The organism is Flavobacterium micromati (assembly GCF_900129585.1).
Classification (GTDB): Bacteria; Bacteroidota; Bacteroidia; order Flavobacteriales; family Flavobacteriaceae; genus Flavobacterium; species Flavobacterium micromati.
Map to the genome: position 1 here is coordinate 183048 of NZ_FQWF01000008.1, position 20074 is coordinate 203121.

Annotated in this window: 16 protein-coding genes; 15 read left to right on the forward strand and 1 reads right to left on the reverse strand. The window is 32.7% G+C overall.

Annotated elements, in window-relative coordinates:
• The first annotated feature begins 166 nt into the window (after nt 1-166).
• The 8 genes from BUB42_RS10215 (at nt 167) to BUB42_RS10250 (ending at nt 11001) form a co-directional block, all read left to right on the forward strand.
• Nucleotides 167-2611, forward strand: a complete 2445-nt coding sequence (locus BUB42_RS10215; protein WP_073019822.1) for a bifunctional UDP-N-acetylmuramoyl-tripeptide:D-alanyl-D-alanine ligase/alanine racemase — start codon at nt 167-169, stop codon at nt 2609-2611.
• Between the two features lie 88 nt (nt 2612-2699).
• Entirely contained in the window at nt 2700-3116 is a 417-nt protein-coding gene (mscL, locus tag BUB42_RS10220; protein ID WP_073019824.1) for a large conductance mechanosensitive channel protein MscL, read from the forward strand.
• Nucleotides 3117-3352: 236 nt separating this feature from the next.
• The gene (locus BUB42_RS10225) at nt 3353-4348 is read left to right on the forward strand and encodes an aspartate-semialdehyde dehydrogenase (RefSeq protein WP_073019835.1); all 996 of its coding nucleotides are present in this window, start codon (nt 3353-3355) and stop codon (nt 4346-4348) included.
• Nucleotides 4349-4495: 147 nt separating this feature from the next.
• Complete coding sequence (locus BUB42_RS10230) at nt 4496-4840, forward strand: hypothetical protein (RefSeq protein WP_073019837.1); 345 nt, start codon at nt 4496-4498, stop codon at nt 4838-4840.
• Between the two features lie 74 nt (nt 4841-4914).
• On the forward strand, nt 4915-7299 hold the full coding sequence (locus BUB42_RS10235; protein WP_073019839.1) for a TonB-dependent receptor: 2385 nt from the start codon (nt 4915-4917) through the stop codon (nt 7297-7299).
• 18 nt (nt 7300-7317) lie between these two features.
• Nucleotides 7318-7875, forward strand: a complete 558-nt coding sequence (locus BUB42_RS10240; RefSeq protein WP_073019841.1) for a type 1 periplasmic binding fold superfamily protein — start codon at nt 7318-7320, stop codon at nt 7873-7875.
• A gap of 160 nt (nt 7876-8035) precedes the next feature.
• The gene (locus BUB42_RS10245) at nt 8036-10138 is read left to right on the forward strand and encodes a prolyl oligopeptidase family serine peptidase (RefSeq protein ID WP_244533919.1); all 2103 of its coding nucleotides are present in this window, start codon (nt 8036-8038) and stop codon (nt 10136-10138) included.
• A 548-nt stretch (nt 10139-10686) separates the two neighbouring features.
• Nucleotides 10687-11001 (forward strand): HPF/RaiA family ribosome-associated protein, encoded by a 315-nt coding sequence (locus BUB42_RS10250; RefSeq protein ID WP_073019845.1) that lies wholly within the window; start codon nt 10687-10689, stop codon nt 10999-11001.
• A gap of 140 nt (nt 11002-11141) precedes the next feature.
• Here BUB42_RS10250 and BUB42_RS10255 read toward each other — a convergent pair whose 3' ends face one another.
• Nucleotides 11142-12734: a L,D-transpeptidase family protein gene (locus BUB42_RS10255; protein ID WP_073019847.1), complete on the reverse strand. Its 1593-nt coding sequence runs from the start codon at nt 12732-12734 to the stop codon at nt 11142-11144.
• Nucleotides 12735-13185: 451 nt separating this feature from the next.
• Here BUB42_RS10255 and BUB42_RS10260 point away from each other — a divergent pair, with 451 nt between their 5' ends.
• The 7 genes from BUB42_RS10260 to BUB42_RS10290 all read left to right on the forward strand — a co-directional run bounded on the left by BUB42_RS10260 (nt 13186) and on the right by BUB42_RS10290 (nt 19984).
• Nucleotides 13186-15642, forward strand: a complete 2457-nt coding sequence (locus tag BUB42_RS10260) for an AsmA family protein (RefSeq protein ID WP_073019849.1) — start codon at nt 13186-13188, stop codon at nt 15640-15642.
• A gap of 12 nt (nt 15643-15654) precedes the next feature.
• Nucleotides 15655-16164, forward strand: coding sequence for a nuclear transport factor 2 family protein (locus BUB42_RS10265; RefSeq protein ID WP_073019851.1), 510 nt, complete (start codon nt 15655-15657; stop codon nt 16162-16164).
• A gap of 278 nt (nt 16165-16442) precedes the next feature.
• Nucleotides 16443-17120, forward strand: a complete 678-nt coding sequence (gene trmB, locus BUB42_RS10270) for a tRNA (guanosine(46)-N7)-methyltransferase TrmB (RefSeq protein WP_073019853.1) — start codon at nt 16443-16445, stop codon at nt 17118-17120.
• Nucleotides 17121-17153: 33 nt separating this feature from the next.
• Nucleotides 17154-17798: a LysE family transporter gene (locus tag BUB42_RS10275; protein ID WP_073019854.1), complete on the forward strand. Its 645-nt coding sequence runs from the start codon at nt 17154-17156 to the stop codon at nt 17796-17798.
• A gap of 39 nt (nt 17799-17837) precedes the next feature.
• Nucleotides 17838-18164 (forward strand): MGMT family protein, encoded by a 327-nt coding sequence (locus BUB42_RS10280; protein WP_073019856.1) that lies wholly within the window; start codon nt 17838-17840, stop codon nt 18162-18164.
• A gap of 123 nt (nt 18165-18287) precedes the next feature.
• Complete coding sequence (locus BUB42_RS10285) at nt 18288-18827, forward strand: hypothetical protein (RefSeq protein WP_073019858.1); 540 nt, start codon at nt 18288-18290, stop codon at nt 18825-18827.
• A 152-nt stretch (nt 18828-18979) separates the two neighbouring features.
• A complete protein-coding gene (locus tag BUB42_RS10290) occupies nt 18980-19984 on the forward strand; it encodes a hypothetical protein (RefSeq protein ID WP_073019859.1) in 1005 nt (334 codons plus the stop codon).
• Nucleotides 19985-20074 lie beyond the last annotated feature (90 nt).

Here is a 20074-nt window from a genome sequence, read left to right on the forward strand (position 1 = left end):
TTACTAAGCGATTAAATAAAATACAGATTTGCGTATAATATTGGCTTAATACTTCTTTATCGATTGCTTCGTTTTGAAAAGAAGTGTTATTTTTGGTAAAGTTTACAACTTTAATAAAAGTTAGTTCGTCTGTTCAAAGATTTCCATTATAATTTATTTTCATTCCATGAATCCAAAAATAGTAAACAGTATTCAAAAAATAGAAGCTACGTTTATAGATAATAATTTTGCACTTACACTTGATGCAGTTTCTATAGACAGTCGGTCGTTACAAAATGGTTCTCAGACTTTGTTTTTTGCATTGGTGGGATCTAATATTGATGCCCATATCTACGTTGAGGATTTAATAGATGTTGGCGTTCGTAATTTTGTGGTAACACACATTCCTAAAAATTGCGAAACAAAAGCTAACTTTTATGTCGTGAAAGACACGCTAATGGCTTTGCAGGATTTTGCAGCGCAGTATCGCAGTTTCTTTGATTTTCCTATTATCGGAATTACAGGAAGCAACGGAAAAACTATTGTAAAAGAGTGGCTAAACTTTTTATTAAGCCCAGATTTTAATGTAATTCGCAGTCCAAAAAGTTATAATTCACAGGTTGGTGTGCCTTTATCAGTCATTGCAATCAATGAGCAACACAATCTTGGGATTTTTGAAGCGGGAATTTCGGTCAGTACAGAAATGAAAAATTTGCAGAAAATTATAAAACCAACTTTAGGTGTTTTGACGAATATTGGGTCAGCACATGATGAAGGTTTTATCAATTTAGACGAAAAAATAAAAGAGAAAATGTCGCTTTTTCAAACTGCGGAAACGGTGATCTATCAAATGGACGAAAAAATTGAATCCTTTATTTTTCCAATCGCAAATGCTTTTACGTGGAGTTTTATCAATAAAGACGCGGATGTTTTTGTTACCAAAAAAAAAATTGCTGAACTTACAATATTAAACATTCAACATCGAAAAGAACATTTTGATGTAAAAATACCTTTTCAAGATCAAGCTTCTATCGAAAATGCGATTTCGTGTTTGATGGTTTTATTGTATTTTAAATACGATCAGCAAACGATTCAAAACCGAATGCAATTGTTGTTTCCAGTGGAAATGCGTTTGAAAGTTAAAAACGGAATCAATAATTGCAGCATTATCGATGATAGTTACAGCTCCGATTTTCAGTCTTTGAAAATAGCGTTGGATTTTCTAGAAAGCCAAAAACAATCGGGAAATAAAACAGTAATTATTTCAGATATTTTTCAGAGTGGTTTGACTATGGATGAATTGTACAGCAAGGTTTCGGATTTAATTATTTCTAATAAAATTAGTCGTGTGATAGGTATTGGCGAGACCATTTCAGAATACAAACATAAATTCGAGAACTGTGTTACCTATCAAAATACAGCTGAGTTTATAGCTGATTATGAGAATGTAGATTTTAGCAATGAAAGTATTTTGATAAAAGGAGCACGATCGTTTCAGTTTGAACAAATCGTTCAATTATTAGAAGAGAAAACCCATGAAACTGTTCTCGAAATAAATTTGAATGCAATTAGTTATAATTTAAATTTTTATAAAGCGAAGCTGAAACCTAATGTAAAAATTATGGTTATGGTGAAAGCTTTTGGATATGGAAATGGAGGATTTGAAATTGCAAAATTATTAGAACATCACAAAGTAGATTACTTAGGTGTGGCTTTCGCCGATGAAGGAATTTCGCTAAAAAATTTGGGAATTCAGTTGCCAATCATGGTTTTAAATCCTGAAAATACGAGTTTTAGTGCGATAATTCAATATCAATTGGAGCCAGAAATATATAGTCTAAAAGGCCTACGCGCTTTCCTTAAAATTGCAGCGCAAAAAGAATTAAAACATTTTCCAATTCATATAAAAATTGATACTGGAATGCATCGCTTAGGCTTTGAAGCCAATACAATTGATGAATTAATTGCAGCTTTAAAGGGAAATCAAACCGTTAAAGTAAAAAGTATTTTATCACACATGGCAACAAGTGATGATATGCAACATATTGAATTTGCCAATTCGCAAATAGATTTATATGAAAAATTATCCTCTAAATTGATTCGGGAATTACAAATACAACCGATTCGCCATTTGATGAATACCTCTGGAATTAGCAATTTTCCTAATGCGCAATATGATATGGTTAGGCTAGGAATAGGACTTTATGGAATTTCTAATGGTAGTGAAGAGCAAAAAAAACTAGAAAATGTAGGCACGTTAAAATCTATCATTTCGCAAATTAGAGCAATTCCAGCTGGAGACAGCGTAGGTTATGGACGAAAGTTCATGGCTGTAAAACCAACGACTGTTGCCACAATTCCAATAGGATATGCAGATGGAATTGCGAGAGGTTGGGGTAACGAACTTGGATTTGTTACTATCAAAAATAAAAAAGCCCCAATAATAGGTAATGTTTGTATGGATATGTTAATGGTTGATGTTACTGAAATTGATTGTAAAGAAGGTGATGCAGTGATCATTTTTGGTCAAAGTCCAACAGTCAATGAAATTGCCCGTGCCTTAAATACGATTCCGTATGAGGTGCTTACAAGTATATCGCAACGGGTAAAACGAGTATTTTATCGAGAATAACGTCCATTTTGAGTAGAAATTTAACAAATGTAAAATATTTAATTATTTTCGCTTTGTAAAATTATTGGTAACAAATAACACCTAACGTATGGGATTTTTTAGTGATTTTAAAGCATCTTTAATGAAAGGTGACGTTTTGAGTTTAGCCACTGCGGTGGTGATAGCTGCCGCTTTTGGTAAAATAGTTGGGTCAGCGGTAGATGATATCATTATGCCAATTGTAGGTTTAATAACAGGCGGAATAGATTTTACTCAAAAATTTATTGCACTTGATGGTAGTAGTTATCCAACTCTTGCAGCTGCTAAAGCTGCAGGAGCCGCTGTAATTATGTATGGAAATTTTGTTCAAGCGGTTATTAATTTTGTAATTATTGCGTTCTTTATTTTTGTAGTTCTACGAGCTGTTGAAAAAACGAGGAAAAAGGAAGTTGTTGTAGTCGCTGCGCCAGCTGGTCCAACGCAGGAAGAATTACTAACCCAAATTAGAGATTTGTTAAAAAAGTAATTTCCGCTACATTATATATTCTAATTTATCCTGAATTGATTTCAGGTCTAAACCGCTTCTTAACTGAGGCGGTTTTTCTTTATCAATTTTTTTAACCTTTACCGTAATAGACAAATCAATTCAGTTAGTTTGTTACAATTATAACATTTTGTTATTTTTTGTTAGTGCACTTGTCGTGATCTTAATATTATGTATTTTTGCCATTCAAAATTCATATTCAATATTAAATAAATACTATGAAAATAGCTGTTGTAGGCGCTACCGGAATGGTTGGCGAAGTGATGTTAAAAGTGTTAGCAGAGAGAAATTTTATTGCTGAAACAGATGAGTTAATTCTCGTAGCATCTGAGCGATCTGTGGGAAAACAAATTGAGTACAACGGAAAATCACTTACTGTTGTAGGTTTACAAACCGCTGTTGACATGAAAGCTGACATCGCTTTATTCTCAGCAGGTGGCGAAACATCTCTAGAATGGGCTCCAAAATTTGCAGCAGCAGGAACAACAGTTATCGATAATTCATCAGCTTGGCGAATGGATCCAACTAAAAAATTAATTGTTCCTGAAATTAATGCAAGCGAATTAACGAAAGATGATAAAATTATAGCAAATCCAAATTGCTCAACGATCCAAATGGTCTTAGTGTTGGCACCTTTGCATAAAAAATATAATATTAAACGCGTTATTGTTTCCACTTATCAATCCATTACAGGAACAGGTGTAAAAGCAGTCCAGCAATTAGAAAATGAATATGCTAACATTAAAGGCGAAATGGCGTATAAATATCCAATTCACCGAAATGCTATACCACAATGTGATTCATTTGAAGATAATGGATACACTAAAGAAGAAATGAAACTTGTGCGTGAAACCAAAAAAATATTAAGCGATAATACAATTGCCGTTACAGCAACTGCGGTTCGGGTGCCCATTGTAGGCGGACACAGTGAAGCGGTAAACGTCGAGTTTACTAATGATTTTGACGTTGATCAGGTGAGAAACATTTTGCATCATACCGATGGCGTAGTGGTTCAAGACAACAATGATACCTACACGTATCCAATGCCCATGTATGCACAAGGAAAAGATGACGTTTTTGTGGGTAGAATTCGTCGTGATGAAAGCCGAGAAAACACACTAAATATGTGGATTGTAGCTGACAATTTGAGAAAAGGAGCAGCTACGAATACGATACAAATTGCAGAGTATTTAGTAGCTAATAATTTAGTATAAAAATTCAGTTTTCAAAATAAACCAAGTTTTCTGGTAGAAAAACGAAGTTGTTTTTCTACAATTTTTTGAACTCATTTGTTTTTAGCAAATTTTATATTTTGTTAAAACAAATGGGTTTTTATTTCAGGATCGTTATATTTGCGCGAGATGAAAAAGAAGTTTTCCATATTTAGTTTTGTATTAACGTTTACAGTATTATTTTCAATGCTGTTTGAATCGTTGCACAAATACGAACATATAGCTGCACAACTTGCTGAAGTTCAGTGCGTGCATGAAAAAAATTCTGCGACAGAAATAACGCATCAACATCACAATTATGATTTTTGTGGAGTTTGTGCTCATAAATTAAGCACTTTTACTTTCTCTTTTCAAACTGCTTTTGATTTAGTCGTTTTAGACCATTTTTCTAAAAGTGCTGATTTCAAATCAAAAGAAATTACACAATTCTTTAAGGGAAGCCTATTTGCGCTTCGCGGTCCACCCAACGTTTAAATTATATTTCACAAAGTATATCATTTTCAATTTTTGAAAGTGATTCACATGTTTATATATTTTGAACAACAAAAATGCAATCAAAAATTTTTAGTTTTTGCTGCTTCTGTTTGTTTTGCAATATTGGTTATTCGCAAATCACAGTCAGTGGAAAAATCACAACTCAAGACGGAATTCCTCTATCTGGTAGTCATGTACACATTGGTAAAAAAACCGTATCATCAGATGCGATTGGTAATTACACCGTAAAAAAACTTGCTGCGGGAAATACAAAAGTCTTTATCTCTTATGTTGGTTTTCAATCTATTGATACTACAGTAAATGTAGTTGTTGATCAAATGTTAGACTTTATATTAAAAGTAAAAACAGATCAATTACAAGAAGTTGTAATCAGACAAAAGGCTAATAGACTGAATAAATCGCTATTGGAACAAAATATCAAAATGCCAACAATTGAAAAATTTAGTAACCAAACGCTGGGTGATATCTTGAAAGAGGTAGCAGGTGTTTCTAGTTTAAAAACAGGAAGTACAGTGGTAAAGCCTGTAATTAACGGTTTGTTTGGCAGTAGAGTTCCAATTATCAATAACAATGTTCGTTTGGAAGATCAGCAATGGGGAACGGAGCACGCACCTAATTTTGACATTAACGCAGCGGGAAAAATCACGGTTATCAAAGGAGCTTCTGGACTACAGTTTGGTGGTGACGCCGTTGGAGGGTTAGTGATTATAGAGCCTGTTTCGGTAAAAAAAGATACTCTTTTCGGCAAAACAATTCTGAATATGGTCTCAAATGGCAGAGGTAGTTCCATTAGTACAAGTTTGCACAAAGGAAATGATAAAGGATGGAGTTGGAATGCATTGGGAACATATAAGTATATGGGAGACAAAGAAGCACCTGATTACGTGTTGTCTAATTCAGGGAATCAAGAAGCTAATTTTTCTGGCGATATAAAATTTACTGGAAAAAAACATGATGTCTCTGGATATTACAGTTTCTACAATACCACTATTGGAATTTTGAGTGCGTCACATACTGGAAACGTAAACGATTTGTATAATTCCATTACTAATAAAATTCCTTCGGTTGTCAATGATTTCACGTATGACATAAATAATCCAAAGCAAAAAGTTCAACATCATTTAGCAAAACTGAATTACAACTATTATTTTGATGAAACAGCTTCATTAGCTGTTCAATATTCTTTTCAGTTTAATAAGCGATTGGAGTTTGATGTACGTAGAGGAAATTTTAATGACTTAGCTGCCTTAGACTTAGCGCTAACAACGCATGCTGTAAACGTTGATTATAAAAAAACACTGCATGATTGGTCACTCAAGTCTGGATTTAATGGCTCTTTTCAAAACAATTTTGCAAATCCAGCTACAGGAATAAGACCACTGATTCCTAATTTTGATAGAATAGAATTTGGTACGTATGGTATTGTAAACTATGATATTTCAGATAGTTTTTCTGTAGATGCTGGATTACGATATGATTTTTCACAAGTAGAAGCCACTAAGTTTTACTTTAAATCTAGATGGGATGAAAGAGGCTATAACTCTGAATTTGCTGATTTTATTGTGGGCGAAGAAGGCAATCAATGGTTGGCAAAGCCTAGTTTTACTTTTCATAATATTTCAGCTAGTACAGGATTTCACAAGGAATTTGGACAAGACTTGCATTGGTACACTAATGTTAGTTTGGCAACCAGAAACCCAAATCCTTCGGAGTTTTTTAGTGATGGTTTGCATCATTCAACTGGGGTTATCGAGCTTGGTGATTTAGCTTTAGACAAAGAACAAGCGGTCAAATTATCAACAACCTTGCAGAAAAAATGGACAGCTTTCTCAGTTGAGGTAAATCCTTTTATAAATAGCATTCGCAATTTCATGTTCTTACGGCCTGTTGGTTTTGAAACAACCATTCGCGGTGCATTTCCAGTTTGGGAATACCAGCAAACTAACGCAAGGTTAGCAGGAGTTGACGTGCAAACACATTGGAAAATAAACAATCAATGGCAGCATGATTTTGCTTTGGCTTATGTAAACGGGAGAGATTTGACTAACAACGAATTCTTGATTGATATTCCGCCATTAAATCTGAGCAACAAAATTCAGTTTGCAAAAACGGAATGGAATGATCTAAAACTGGAATTAAAAAGTGAAATGGTGCTACGACAAAATCGTTTTCCCGACAATAATTTTATAACAAGTATTGTTGCGAATAATGAATTGACTCCGGTTTTAGTAGACATTAGTACTCCGCCGCCAGCCTATCAGTTGTTACATTTCTATTCGGAGATAAGCTTCAAAACCTTTGGGAAGTCTAGTACAACTATTGCATTTTCAATTCAAAATATATTAAACACCACGTACAGGGACTACCTGAACAGACAGCGCTTTTTTGCTGATGAAATGGGTAGAAACTTGCAATTACAATTAAGATTCAATTATTAAACATTAAAAACAAAAAAAATGAAAAATTTAAAAATTTTAGCTTTAGCCTTAGTATCAATTTTCACGTTTTCATCTTGTAATGAAGATGATCCTATTGCAGTAAATGAGGAGGAAGTAATTACAACAGTTACAACTACTTTGACTGCAGGAAATCAAATCATTACCTTGACTTCTAGAGATCTGGACGGAGACGGACCAAATACTCCGGTAGTTACTGTTTCAGGAGATTTAATAGTGAACACAACGTATACAGGAACAGTGCGTTTCTTAAACGAAGCCGTGACGCCAGTTGATGACATAACATTGGAAGTGAAAGCAGAAGGAGTAGAACATCAGTTGTTTTTTCAAGCACCAGCAGCAATAGGAGCTTTCACGTATACTGATGCTGATGTCAACGGAAAACCGATTGGCTTAGCTTTTACTTTGAAAACAGGAACAGTGGCAGCAACAGGAAATATAATAGTGGTTTTGAGACACGAGCCAGCTAAGAGTGCTGCTGGAGTTGCAACAGGAGATATTACAAATGCTGGCGGTGCAACAGATGCGCAAATCACTTATCCAGTTCAGGTCAAATAAGCACTTCGTTCTGATGTCAACCATTTTAGAAAACGCTATTCGAAAGAGTAGCGTTTTTTTAGTTTTATTTAAGACCTCCCTGTAACTGTAACACTAACTATTTCGCTATTTTTGTGACAACCGAAAAAAAAACAAACTAATGAAAAAAACTTTTTTATTAATGGCCGTAACTTCTGCAATGGCAAGTTTTGGCCAAGACCAAAAGCTAAGAACAATGACTTACCCTGTAACAACTAAGGGAGAAACCGTTGACGTATATTTTGACAACCAAGTTCCTGATCCTTATCGCTGGCTTGAAGACGATAAATCAGCTGAAACGGGTGCTTGGGTAAAAGCTCAAAACGAAGTTACCTATGGCTATTTAGCGCAAATTCCGTTTCGTGATGTACTCAAAGCTAGAATGGAAAAATTATGGAATTATGAAAAGATAAGTGCACCTTTCAAAGAAGGTAATTTTACTTATTATTATAAAAATAATGGCTTACAAAACCAATCGGTTTTGTATCGAAAGGATAAAAGTGGTGCTGAAACAGTTTTCTTAGATCCTAATACCTTCTCTAAAGATGGAACAACTTCGCTGGGCGGAATAAACTTTTCGAGAGATGGTTCTAAAGTAGCATATTCAATATCCGAAGGCGGAAGTGACTGGAGAAAAGTCATTATCATGGATGCGATTTTGCAAAAAATTATAGAGGATACGATTGTTGATGTAAAATTTAGCGGTGTGTCGTGGAAAGGTAATGAAGGATTTTATTATTCTAGTTATGAGAAACCAAAAGGAAGCGAATTATCAGCAAAGACTGATCAACACAAACTGTATTTCCATAAATTAGGTACAGCGCAAAAACAAGATCAAATTATTTTTGGCGCAGACCAAAAACGCCGTTATGTAGGCGGTGGAGTTACAGAAGATGATCGTTATCTTGTAATTACAGCGGCAAATTCGACTTACGGAAATGAATTATACATCAAGGATTTAACTAAGCCAAATAGTCCTATAGTTACCATCGTTGATAATTTTAAAAGCGACAATAATATTATCGAAAATGACGGCGCAAAATTATTCATCGAAACGGATTTAAATGCGCCCAATAAACGCATTGTTACTGTTGACGTGAATAATCCAAAACCAGAAAACTGGAAAGATTTTATTCCAGAAACTGAAAATGTATTGTCTCCATCTACAGGTGGCGGTTATTTCTTTGCAAATTATATGAAAGATGCTGTATCGGTGGTAAAGCAATATGATTATTCGGGAAAACTGCTACGTGAAATTGAGTTACCAGGAATAGGAACCGCTGGAGGTTTTAGTGGAAAGAAAAAGGAAAAAACGCTTTACTATTCGTTTACAAATTATATTACACCAGGCTCGACTTTTTCATTTGATGCCGCAAAAGGAACCTCTAAAGTGTATCAAAAACCAAAAGTAGATTTCAATGGCGAATTATATGAGTCCAAGCAAGTGTTTTATACTTCAAAGGACGGAACTAAAATCCCAATGATTATTACACATAAAAAAGGCTTGAAACTTGATGGAACAAATCCCACAATGCTTTATGGTTACGGAGGATTTAACGTAAGTTTGACACCAAGTTTTAGCATTGCCAACGCAGTTTGGATGGAAAATGGCGGAATTTATGCTGTTCCAAATTTACGTGGTGGAGGCGAATACGGTAAAAAATGGCATGATGCGGGAACCAAAATGCAAAAACAAAATGTATTTGATGATTTCATTGCAGCTGCTGAATACTTAATCGCTGAAAAATATACTTCTCCTGATTTTCTAGCCGTTCGAGGTGGATCAAATGGAGGATTGCTGGTAGGAGCAGCAATGACGCAACGTCCAGATTTGATGAAAGTGGCTTTGCCAGCAGTGGGCGTGATGGACATGTTGCGTTACCATACGTTTACAGCAGGAGCAGGTTGGGCTTATGATTATGGAACAGCTCAGGATAGTAAAGAAATGTTTAGCTACATTAAAGGATATTCGCCAGTGCACAACATTCGTAAAGGGAATCAATATCCAGCTACAATGGTTACTACAGGTGATCATGATGATAGAGTTGTACCGGCACATAGTTTTAAATTTGCTGCCGAATTACAAGAAAAGCAAACTGGTGCAAACCCAACGCTAATTCGTATTGACATCAATGCGGGACATGGCGCAGGAAAATCAGTTGCAGCAACAATTCAAGAAAATGTAGATATTCAGGCGTTTACGCTGTTTAATATAGGGATTATGACAATCCCAACTTCTAAATAACAGTAATTGTAGGTAAGGATTTCACCCTGAGCGCAGTCGAAGGAAGGAGCCATTTCCTGCTATCCGTTACAATCTTTTTCAACGCTGTCAGGGTTTTCAACCCTGACAGCGTTTATAAAAAGGATTTTCACTGCTATCAGGGCTAGGGCATTCAATTCTCCAAACGACTTGCATTGCGAGGAGTTGCGGGGTACGCGGCAAAGCAATCACATCGCAACAAATAACAATAATAAATTCAAAAAACGCCACTTGAAAGAGTAGCGTTTTTTTTGGTATAAAATTTCAGCGCTATAAATTGTATCGCTTTTTGTGTTATCCTAAAATTATACAACTTGATCTTCAATTATCTACAAATTGCTGCTGTAAAAATTTAGATTCTTGTAGCACTACTGACTAAAAGCTGATGTAACTGTTTCGTTAAGCAACAAGTTTTATACTTGGGTAAATAAGCTTTTTAACCGCATTTTAACTCACAATGTTTTATTAACGCAGTCGTTTTTTCATGCTTCGTTCTTTAAATTTGAGAAACAATCATTAAATAATATAACATGACAGTACAAATTAATACAGACAGTAATGTAGAGGGAAGTGCACGTTCAAAAGCTTATTTTTCAGATGAATTAGAAAAAGCTTTAATACGTTTTGAGGAAAAAATAACACGTTTAGAAGTGCATTTTGGAGATGAAAATAGTGATAAATCAGGAATGAATGACAAAAGGTGTTTGATTGAAGCTCGTATAATAAACATGCAACCAGTGGCCGTTACAAATCATGCCGAAACTACCGAGAAAGCTTTTCACGGAGCTTTGGATAAAATCAAAAAAGTATTAGAAACAACTTTCGAAAAAAAGAAAACCTATTAAATAATTCCATTTTTGGAAAATAGAAAAATGACATTGTCTCTTGTTTGGACAGTGTCATTTTTTATTTAAAACAGATATGTAGAAGCCAATTTTTGTTGAACGCAATTTTTGTGGCACTTCATCACAGAATACGGATGTACCTAATCTACTACTTTATCTTGAAAAAGAATGGTTGCTAATTTTTCATCCCTTTCATAAACATCTTTATAAAAATGAAGTACACCTTCATCATCAACCCACGCGGTAAAGTAGCCAATATAAACTGGAATCGATTCTTTTAGTGTGTACCAGTATTCAGCTCCGCTGTCCATTTTAGCGTTTATTTTTTCTACCGTCCAGCCTTTATCATTTTTCATAATCATTGCTGCAAGTTCTCGTGGCTTTGCCACCCGAATACAACCGTGACTAAAAGCTCGATTTTCTCTACTAAACAATCCTTTTGAAGGAGTATCGTGTAAATAAATCGCGTTAGAGTTTGGAAATAAAAATTTAACCAATCCTAGTGAATTTGCTATCCCAGGTTTTTGCCTCACCGTGTTATTGTTCCACTCCATATTATGTTGTTTTAAATAATTTGGATTTTTTTTAATGGCAGGTAAAATTTCATTTTTTAATATACTTGCTGGTACGTTCCAATACGGTCTAAAAACAATATATTTCATAGGTGCACTAAAAATAACTGTTTTGCTCATAGTTTTGCCCACCACTACTTTAGAACGCAATTCCGGTTTTCCATCTCTAAAAAACGTCAATTCATAAGCAGGGATATTTACAACAATGAGTTCCTTTGACTTAGTGATATCATTGGAAATCCATCGGCAGCGTTCCATATTGACCATTATGGTTTTGATGCGTTGCTCAATAGGAACATTCATAAAAGCAATATGTTGTCGAAGAATGGTTGTATTGGATAAATGTCCTATACTCTTTTTAAAATTTAAAATTCCAGTAGCTAAATCGTCATCATAAACTTCGCTTTTAGAATTGGTAGCAAGTGCATCAGTGAGAAATAAATAATTTCTAATTTGAGCAATCGTCGCGGAGCTATCAGCTGGTTTAATTGATTTGATTTCAGGATCTAGCATTATGGTTTCCCAACCGGCTTTTTTGGCAAAATTTTGATATTTAAACAAAGCGTTTTTTAATAAGTAGTACTGTTTCAAAACACCTTTCTCTTCCCTATTAATTAACGAGGGATTAACGAGTAACGAGTCTAAAAAGTGAATATATGTCTGCTTTTTTCTCGGTAAAAACCATTCTAAATCTTTCGTTTTATTGCTGTCAATTCCTTCAAAAACTTTATTAGTATAGAAAAAATAAAGTGCTGAACTCAGCAATTCAGTGTCGACGCTTGCTTTTTGGTTCTTAAATGGATTTTGGTAAATAAAGTCAAATCTTTCTTTATAAGGAATTGTGGTTTCTATTCCATCAGCACTTAAATTGTTCACTTTGTTGTACAGTAAACCTGAAAATTCGTTGAGACCTTTCTCATCAAACCATATATAATGAAACTGATGCTTTCGATACAACTGTTTTACTTCATTTTGATATAACTTTAACTTAGGATATTTTTCAAAAAAGATCGCAATTTGGGCGCTATCAAAAGCCACTTCAAGAGTATTTATGGGAACAGGAGCTTCAACAACTGGCTTTTCCATTTTATTTTTACAAGAAGTAAAAAGAAGCATTAAAACTAAGGCAACAAGCACAGCGGCGAAATTCAATTTCTTCATACTTGATTATTAATTTGTTACGAAATTTGTAAAAACGTAACAAAAGTACATTAAATGTTGTTTCGCACGACTAAATTATAAGTGGCGGTATTAAATATGATGTTGTAAAGGAAAGATTCAAGTTTGAGTATCTCTAAATTTATAAATTAACAAATTTATAATCAGTATTTTATAATTATAAATCACAAAAAATATTGATTTATTAGATCAATCTACAAATGGAAAATCTTAAAATTATACAACTTTAGAAATGCATTGTGTAAAAGAATAGTACATTTAGGTATTCACTTTTGCATTTAGAATTTTAAGTGTTTTTTCAAACATAAATTTAAAGAAAATGACTCACGTGTTAACAAATAGTAAAGCGGAATTAGTACAAATTTATTCATATACAACACTAGTAAGGAACTCTCCTTTGTACAACAACAACAACAACAAAAACAACATCTAGATGAATGCAATTTTAGAACGTATCATTATAAATTATAAAAAAATAAACTTTGGGCAGGTTTTGAAGCAATTAGGTTATTTTTTTGCTAGTTTAATTATATTAATCATAATTTCGTCTGGGCTATTTGCTATTTACTTTAACAATAACAAAACACAAATAGTAGCTCAAATCAACAAAATAGTTAATGAAAATATAGTTGGCTCAATATCTATTAAGGATGTAAATTATAAATTTCTTAAAGGTTTTCCGAAAATGACTTTGGCTTTGAGCCAAGTAGAAGTGCACGACAGTTTGTGGAAAATACATAAGAGAACATTACTCAAAGCAGCACAAATTGAAATAAGAGTTAATGTTGCAGATCTACTTGTGAATGAAATTAGTATCGACAAAATTGAAATTCAACAGGCAACTTTACATTTATATAAAGACATAAACGGACTTGATAACAGTGCTATTTTTAGAAAAAAACCTGTGGATTCGTCGTCAAACAGTTCTACCACTTCGTCAGTGCGTCAAATAAATGTGAGTCAATTTCATTTTATTTCAGAAAACCAAATAGGGAAAAAGTTATTTGATTTTGACAAAATTGATCTCAAAAGCAAAATAAAATTCCAAGGTGATGATTGGGAAACTATTGTGTACGTAAAAACTTTTGCTAAAAGCATGGCTTTTAATACTAAGAGAGGAAGCTTTATAAAAGATAAAATGGTCGAAGGTAAATTAAAAGTAAATTTTTCAGAAGTAAACAATCAAATTAACGTTGCAACTGAAGATTTAGCTATTGGAAAAGAAATGTTTGGTATCGACGCGAGTTTTAGTTTAGATAAAAACAAGTCAGCATATAAAATTGACATTAAAACAAATATTTTATGGCGAAATGCTTCTGAATTGTTAAGCGATAATATTAGTGTTAGGGTCGGACAAATTGATTTAAAAAATCCAATAGAAGTAATGTGTACAATTGCAGGCGACATTAGTGCAAGTGGGGATCCTGAAATAAAAGTGAAAACTAAAGTAAGGAATAATGAACTTACAATTCCGGATGGAATGATCACGAATTGTAATTTTGACGCAAGTTTTACTAACAATTCTAAAAAAGGTGCTGGCTGCAATGATGCAAACTCGACGATCACATTATCTAAATTTACAGGGGATTTTAAGGCCATTCCGTTCTCCATTCCGTTAGCAATGATCTCGAATTTTGAAAACACAACAGCTTCAGGAAGTTTCAAATCAAGTTTTGATATTACTCGTTTAAATACCATTTTATCAGCAGATTTAATTCGTTTCTCTAGTGGTCAAGCCAAAGTGAATTTAGATTTTAATTTCGGAATTGTAGATTTAAAAATTGACAAACCTTATTTTACTGGAAGCATAACAGTCAAGGATGCAATGGCCAATTATGGGCCGCGGAATTTAACTTTTATAAAAACAAATGTGGAGCTAGACTTTACAGAAAAAGCACTTTTAATAAAAAAAATGAACTTTAAAGACAATCGTAATAGTGTTTTTATGAAAGGTAAAATTGATAACTTTCTAACTTTGTATTATATAAATCCTAAAAAGATGGTAGTTGATTGGAACATATACACACCTTTTCTCGACGTGAAAAATCTGGTGAGTATACTTACCGATTCTAATCAAACTAAAGCAAAAAAATCTAATTCAAAAGGTAATATTTCAGATGAAATACATGATGTTATTGAGAAATGCCAAGTAGTTTTAAATGTAAAAGTAGATAGAATTGTGTACAATAAGTTGGAAGCTACTGCTGCGAAAGTAAAAGTTTTATTAGTCGATAATGAATTAATAATACAAAAAGGAAAAGTTAATAGTTGCGGTGGCATAATAACATTCGAAGGAACGCTGGTGCCTGATGGTAAAAATTACGTAGTAAAATCCAACACAAAAATTGATAAAGTCGATATAGCTCAATTTTTAACTTCAATGAATAATTTTAGCATAAAATCGTTTAGCCCTACAAATTTGAAAGGTTCCTTAACTGCTCAAGCAGTAATTCAAGGAAAGTTATTTGCTGGTGGCGCGCTACAAACAAATTCGCTCGCTGGTAAATCACAATTTGCCGTTTTAAACGGAGAATTAATCGATTTTAAACCAATCACAAATATTGCTAAATTTGCTTTTCCTTTTAGAAATATCAGCAACATAGTTTTTAAAGACTTGTCGGGAAATTTTGCGATCAACGGCGAATTAGTCAAAGTAAATGATTTGAAAGTCAGTTCTAATATTTTAAATTTAGACATAAACGGTATTTATTCTTTTGGAAGGGGAACAAAACTAGCATTAACAATTCCCCTTAGAGATCCAGAAAAAGACAAGTTCATTGATGATAAAGAAGCGCGTGCCGAAAAACGTCTAGAGGGAATTGTATTGCATTTATTGGCTGTTGATGAAGACGGAAAAATAAAAATAAGATGGAATAAAGACCATCAATAAAAAACAAAGCAGATGAAAAAATTAATCCCAGTTTTAATATTTATGACTTTATTAAGTTGTAAAAGTAATCAGTTAGAGAACTCCTCCCCAGAAATTAATGTCAATGCTACCATCACTGCTTGGCATAAAGCTGCTGCAGAGGCAAATTATGATGCTTATTTTAATTTAATGACTGATGATGCAATTTTTATTGGCACCGATGCAAATGAAAATTGGAATAAAAAAGCATTCCAAATCTATGCTAAACCTCATTTTGATAAAGGAAAGGCGTGGAATTTTACAACATTAGAGCGTCATGTTTATTTTGATAAAACGATGCAAACGGCTTGGTTTGACGAATTGCTAAATACCCAAATGAAAATTTGTAGAGGTTCAGGAATATTGATAAAAGAAAATGAGCAATGGAAAATTAAACATTATGTTCTTTCAATGACTGTTCCCAATGAAAATTCGGCTGATGTAATTAAAACCAAAATGGGAATTGAAGATGCTTTAATTAAAAAGCTGCAAATAAAGAAATGATTATTTTAAATAAATTGAGTTGCAAAATAAAATCGTACAATCATAGAAATTAATTACACACAGAATCTTTTCTCGCATTACATTAAAAAATAATGTCACGCACCTTTTCTCAGATTAGTATTTAGTCAAATAAATGGTCAATAAACACGGAAAGCAAAAAATGAAAATGAGTTTTTAGCAAGGTTTTTTCTTTGATAGCGTCCCGTTTGATATAATTCCTTAATTTTGCCACCCGATACCAAAGGCCGAGATATACGAAGTAAAAATATTTTAAAAAAGTGGGAAGCAAAAATAAATTAAAGCGATTCAAAGAAAACGAAACATTCATTAATGTTTTCCAACCAACAAGAGAGGAAGTAGTGGGAGATTTATTTGCGCTCAAAGGCAAATGGAACTCTGATTTCTTCAAAAATGAAAATCCGCTTGTGTTGGAATTAGGCTGTGGAAAAGGAGAATACTCTGTAGGTCTGGCTGAAAGATATCCTAATAAAAACTTTGTTGGAATAGATATTAAAGGAGCACGTTTTTGGCGTGGTGCTAAAACAGCGGTCGAAAATGGTTTGCAAAATGTGGCTTTCATTCGAACTCAAATCGAATTAATCAATCATATTTTTGCTGAAAATGAAGTAGACGAAATTTGGATTACTTTTCCAGATCCACAAATAAAATACAAAAGGACAAAACACAGAATGACAAATTCAGAGTTTTTGCAATTGTATAAAAAAGTACTTAAAAAAGACGGTGTTGTAAACTTAAAAACCGACAGTGAATTTATGCACGGTTATACTTTAGGATTGTTGCATGGGGAAGGACACGAGGTTTTGTATGCCAACCATAATGTTTACGTGAACGAAGGAAGTCCAGAGGAAGTAACTGCATTTCAAACTTTTTATGAAAAACAATATTTAGAAATCAACAAAGCAATTACTTATATTCGATTTAAAATTAAAGAATAGTTTATATTTGACAAAGATTTTTATTACACTTTTATGGTCACAGTCCAATTAATCACTTCTCTATTTTTAGGTTTTTTTACGGCTATCATAGGAATTACTCCGCCGGGATTGATCAATATGACTGCGGCTAAGGTAAATCTCAAGGAAGGAAAAAGAAGTGCCTATTGGTTTGTTCTCGGAGCGATAATCGTAATATTTTTTCAGGCGGCACTTGCTATTTTATTTGCTCAGTTTATAAAAAATCATCCAGATGTGATTGTTTTATTGAGGGAGGTTGGTTTTGGTATTTTCTTTATGCTTTCCATTTATTTCTTATTTATAGCCAAAAAGCCAACAAAGAAGAAAGATAAAATAAAAAAGCAAAGCACTTCAACTCGTTTTTTTCTGGGAATGTTGCTTTCAGCCCTTAATTTTTTCCCTATTCCTTATTATGTTTTTGTAAGTGTGACTTTGGCTAGTTACCAACTATTTTATTTTGATATTGGACATGTTTTAGTTTTTGTATCTGGTGTAGTTTTAGGTTCTTTTTTAGTATTCTATTTTTACATTACTTTTTTCGAAAAAATTCAAGATAAGACTGATTATTTGATGCGAAACATTAATACTATAATTGGCAGTATCACCGGATTAATTGCGGTAATAACTTTAATCAATATTATAAAGTTTTATATAAATTAATCGAAGCAACTTAAAATCATTTTCATTTGATTTAGAACTATGGAAAACGACAATTTTTTTGAGCGCGTTTACGCTGTTGTAAGGGAAATACCTTTTGGAAAAGTAACTTCTTATGGGGCTATTGCTAAAGCTTTAGGAACCGCACGCTCTGCTAGAATGGTGGGTTGGGCCATGAATGCTTCGCACAATCTAGAGGATGTTCCAGCACATCGGGTAGTAAATAGAAATGGTTTGCTTACCGGTAAACTTCATTTTGATGGAACAAACTTGATGCAGCAGTTATTAGAGAATGAAGGGATAGTTGTAATTGACAATCAAATAAAGGATTTTAAAACTGTTTTTTGGATGCCGGAAGTACGATTATAGAATATTTAAGAAATCTTTATCGATAGTGTTTAGCAGCAAAATTTTTGTCATTATTATTTTATTACAAACGGTAATCAAACGGTTATAAATTAATTCAATTGTAAAAAGCACCAATAAATTATTATGGAAACAAAATTTTACTATCTACATGGTTTACATGGCTCTAAAGCTTCAAAAAAATTTTTAAAATTGGTGGAAGAATATCCTAATATTGAATGTTTAGAATGGGGTATTAATGATAATATTGAGCAAAAATTAATTGAATGGGAGCAGATTGTTTTTTCTAATACTTTTACATTTTCATGTGTAATTGCAAGTTCTACAGGAGCAAATTTTGCTGTTCAATTGCGCAATAAAAATAAAAGCAAATTCTTTTTTTTAGTCTTAATTAATCCGTTGCTAGATTTCAATTACCTAAGTAATAAATCATTAATACCAAGCCAATTAAAAAGTTATTTAGTACAATACGGACATATTAGAGAATCGTTAATTCTGATATCTGAAAAAGATAATGTAATTAATAACATAGATTTTATTAAAAACAACGAATACGTTAAAAATAACAATCAAATTATTATTGATTATGAAAGCTCTCATACATTTGAAAATTTAGCTTCGTATTACAAAAATATTAATGTACTAGTTAATAGTATTTATTTGTGATTACGATAGCTTTTTGTAATTTCTAAACAGGACATTTTACAAAGAAGTTTTTTTATTCTAGAGGCGTAAAATTATTACATGTTTTTTTACTGTATCGTATTTTGATATACAATGTAGGTATATTTGGAACAAAATTTAAAAACTATTAAAAAATGATACAAGAAAATATTGTAATATTTATCAGTTGGTATATCGAAAACAAGGAAGGAAAAGGATCTAATTATCTATTAAAATCATTTAAAGACGATAAAAATTTATTCAGCAACAAGCTTTTTGAATATGCTGACGAATTTAATAATAGCTTTGGAATTAATCTCTTCGATATAAATTATGATGAAGTTAATGATGACTTTATTAATAACATACAAGAGAAACTGAAAGAAAAAAATCCGCGATTTACTGAATATAATAAAAGGAATGGCAATGGCATACCTAATGCTATTTTTGGAAAAAGTAATTATTTGAGGTTTTTAAACGAAGTTCAATTACTTCTTTCAGTTCAAGATGAAGTAAAAAGCAATACTAAACTACCATTTAGAAAAGAGTTTGTAAGTTTTTTAATTGAGGAACAAGGTTACACTGTTGGTTCAGCGAGAAGCTATGCCTCGTATGTAGTTTCGGCTAATAAAGAGGTCTTGTCTAAATATTTTAAATTTGATTTTTTAGTTACATTGTCTGAATTATTAGATAATCAAGAAAGTAAAAACACGATAAAACATCTTGAATTAGGTTTAACTCAGATGCTAAAATTTAAAGATCCAAAGCTGAAATCTAAATATAAAAGTGGCTTTATAGAATATCAGAATTTCATAAATTATGAAATTTTAAATGTAGAGATTTTTGAAGAAGAAGTTGACTTTAATACGTTCGAAAAAGAGATTAATGATACTTTCATTCCAAGTCCTTTAACTAAAGAGGAAATTGAAGAGTATAAAGCAGAGGCCATTGCTAGTGAAGAAGGTAATCTTGCGGTGCTATTAGATCAAGAATCGATAATGAAGAATTTTTATTTTAGACTAACGACTCAAAATAGATTATATGGAGATATTTATTACCCGATTAGCTTAATAAAAAAGATATTTTATCTGGACAAGGAGAATAGAAAATATTTTGATGCTTTGATTCACAATCAAATTAATAAAATTAAAATAATTTAGTACATGACAAAAATATATTTTACTGATTACCAGTAAAATAAACGACATTATATTAGGAAAAAAGACCGATGTTTTGTAAATTATAAGATT

Excerpts from the sequence above, each read along its gene's own strand:
- BUB42_RS10215 (WP_073019822.1), top strand. The coding sequence starts at position 167 with ATGAATCCAAAAATAGTAAACAGTATTCAAAAAATAGAAGCTACGTTT.
- mscL (WP_073019824.1), top strand. The coding sequence starts at position 2,700 with ATGGGATTTTTTAGTGATTTTAAAGCATCTTTAATGAAAGGTGACGTT.
- BUB42_RS10225 (WP_073019835.1), top strand. The coding sequence starts at position 3,353 with ATGAAAATAGCTGTTGTAGGCGCTACCGGAATGGTTGGCGAAGTGATG.
- BUB42_RS10230 (WP_073019837.1), top strand. The coding sequence starts at position 4,496 with ATGAAAAAGAAGTTTTCCATATTTAGTTTTGTATTAACGTTTACAGTA.
- BUB42_RS10235 (WP_073019839.1), top strand. The coding sequence starts at position 4,915 with ATGCAATCAAAAATTTTTAGTTTTTGCTGCTTCTGTTTGTTTTGCAAT.
- BUB42_RS10240 (WP_073019841.1), top strand. The coding sequence starts at position 7,318 with ATGAAAAATTTAAAAATTTTAGCTTTAGCCTTAGTATCAATTTTCACG.
- BUB42_RS10245 (WP_244533919.1), top strand. The coding sequence starts at position 8,036 with ATGGCCGTAACTTCTGCAATGGCAAGTTTTGGCCAAGACCAAAAGCTA.
- BUB42_RS10250 (WP_073019845.1), top strand. The coding sequence starts at position 10,687 with ATGACAGTACAAATTAATACAGACAGTAATGTAGAGGGAAGTGCACGT.
- BUB42_RS10255 (WP_073019847.1), bottom strand. The coding sequence starts at position 12,734 with ATGAAGAAATTGAATTTCGCCGCTGTGCTTGTTGCCTTAGTTTTAATG.
- BUB42_RS10260 (WP_073019849.1), top strand. The coding sequence starts at position 13,186 with ATGAATGCAATTTTAGAACGTATCATTATAAATTATAAAAAAATAAAC.
- BUB42_RS10265 (WP_073019851.1), top strand. The coding sequence starts at position 15,655 with ATGAAAAAATTAATCCCAGTTTTAATATTTATGACTTTATTAAGTTGT.
- BUB42_RS10275 (WP_073019854.1), top strand. The coding sequence starts at position 17,154 with ATGGTCACAGTCCAATTAATCACTTCTCTATTTTTAGGTTTTTTTACG.
- BUB42_RS10280 (WP_073019856.1), top strand. The coding sequence starts at position 17,838 with ATGGAAAACGACAATTTTTTTGAGCGCGTTTACGCTGTTGTAAGGGAA.
- BUB42_RS10285 (WP_073019858.1), top strand. The coding sequence starts at position 18,288 with ATGGAAACAAAATTTTACTATCTACATGGTTTACATGGCTCTAAAGCT.
- BUB42_RS10290 (WP_073019859.1), top strand. The coding sequence starts at position 18,980 with ATGATACAAGAAAATATTGTAATATTTATCAGTTGGTATATCGAAAAC.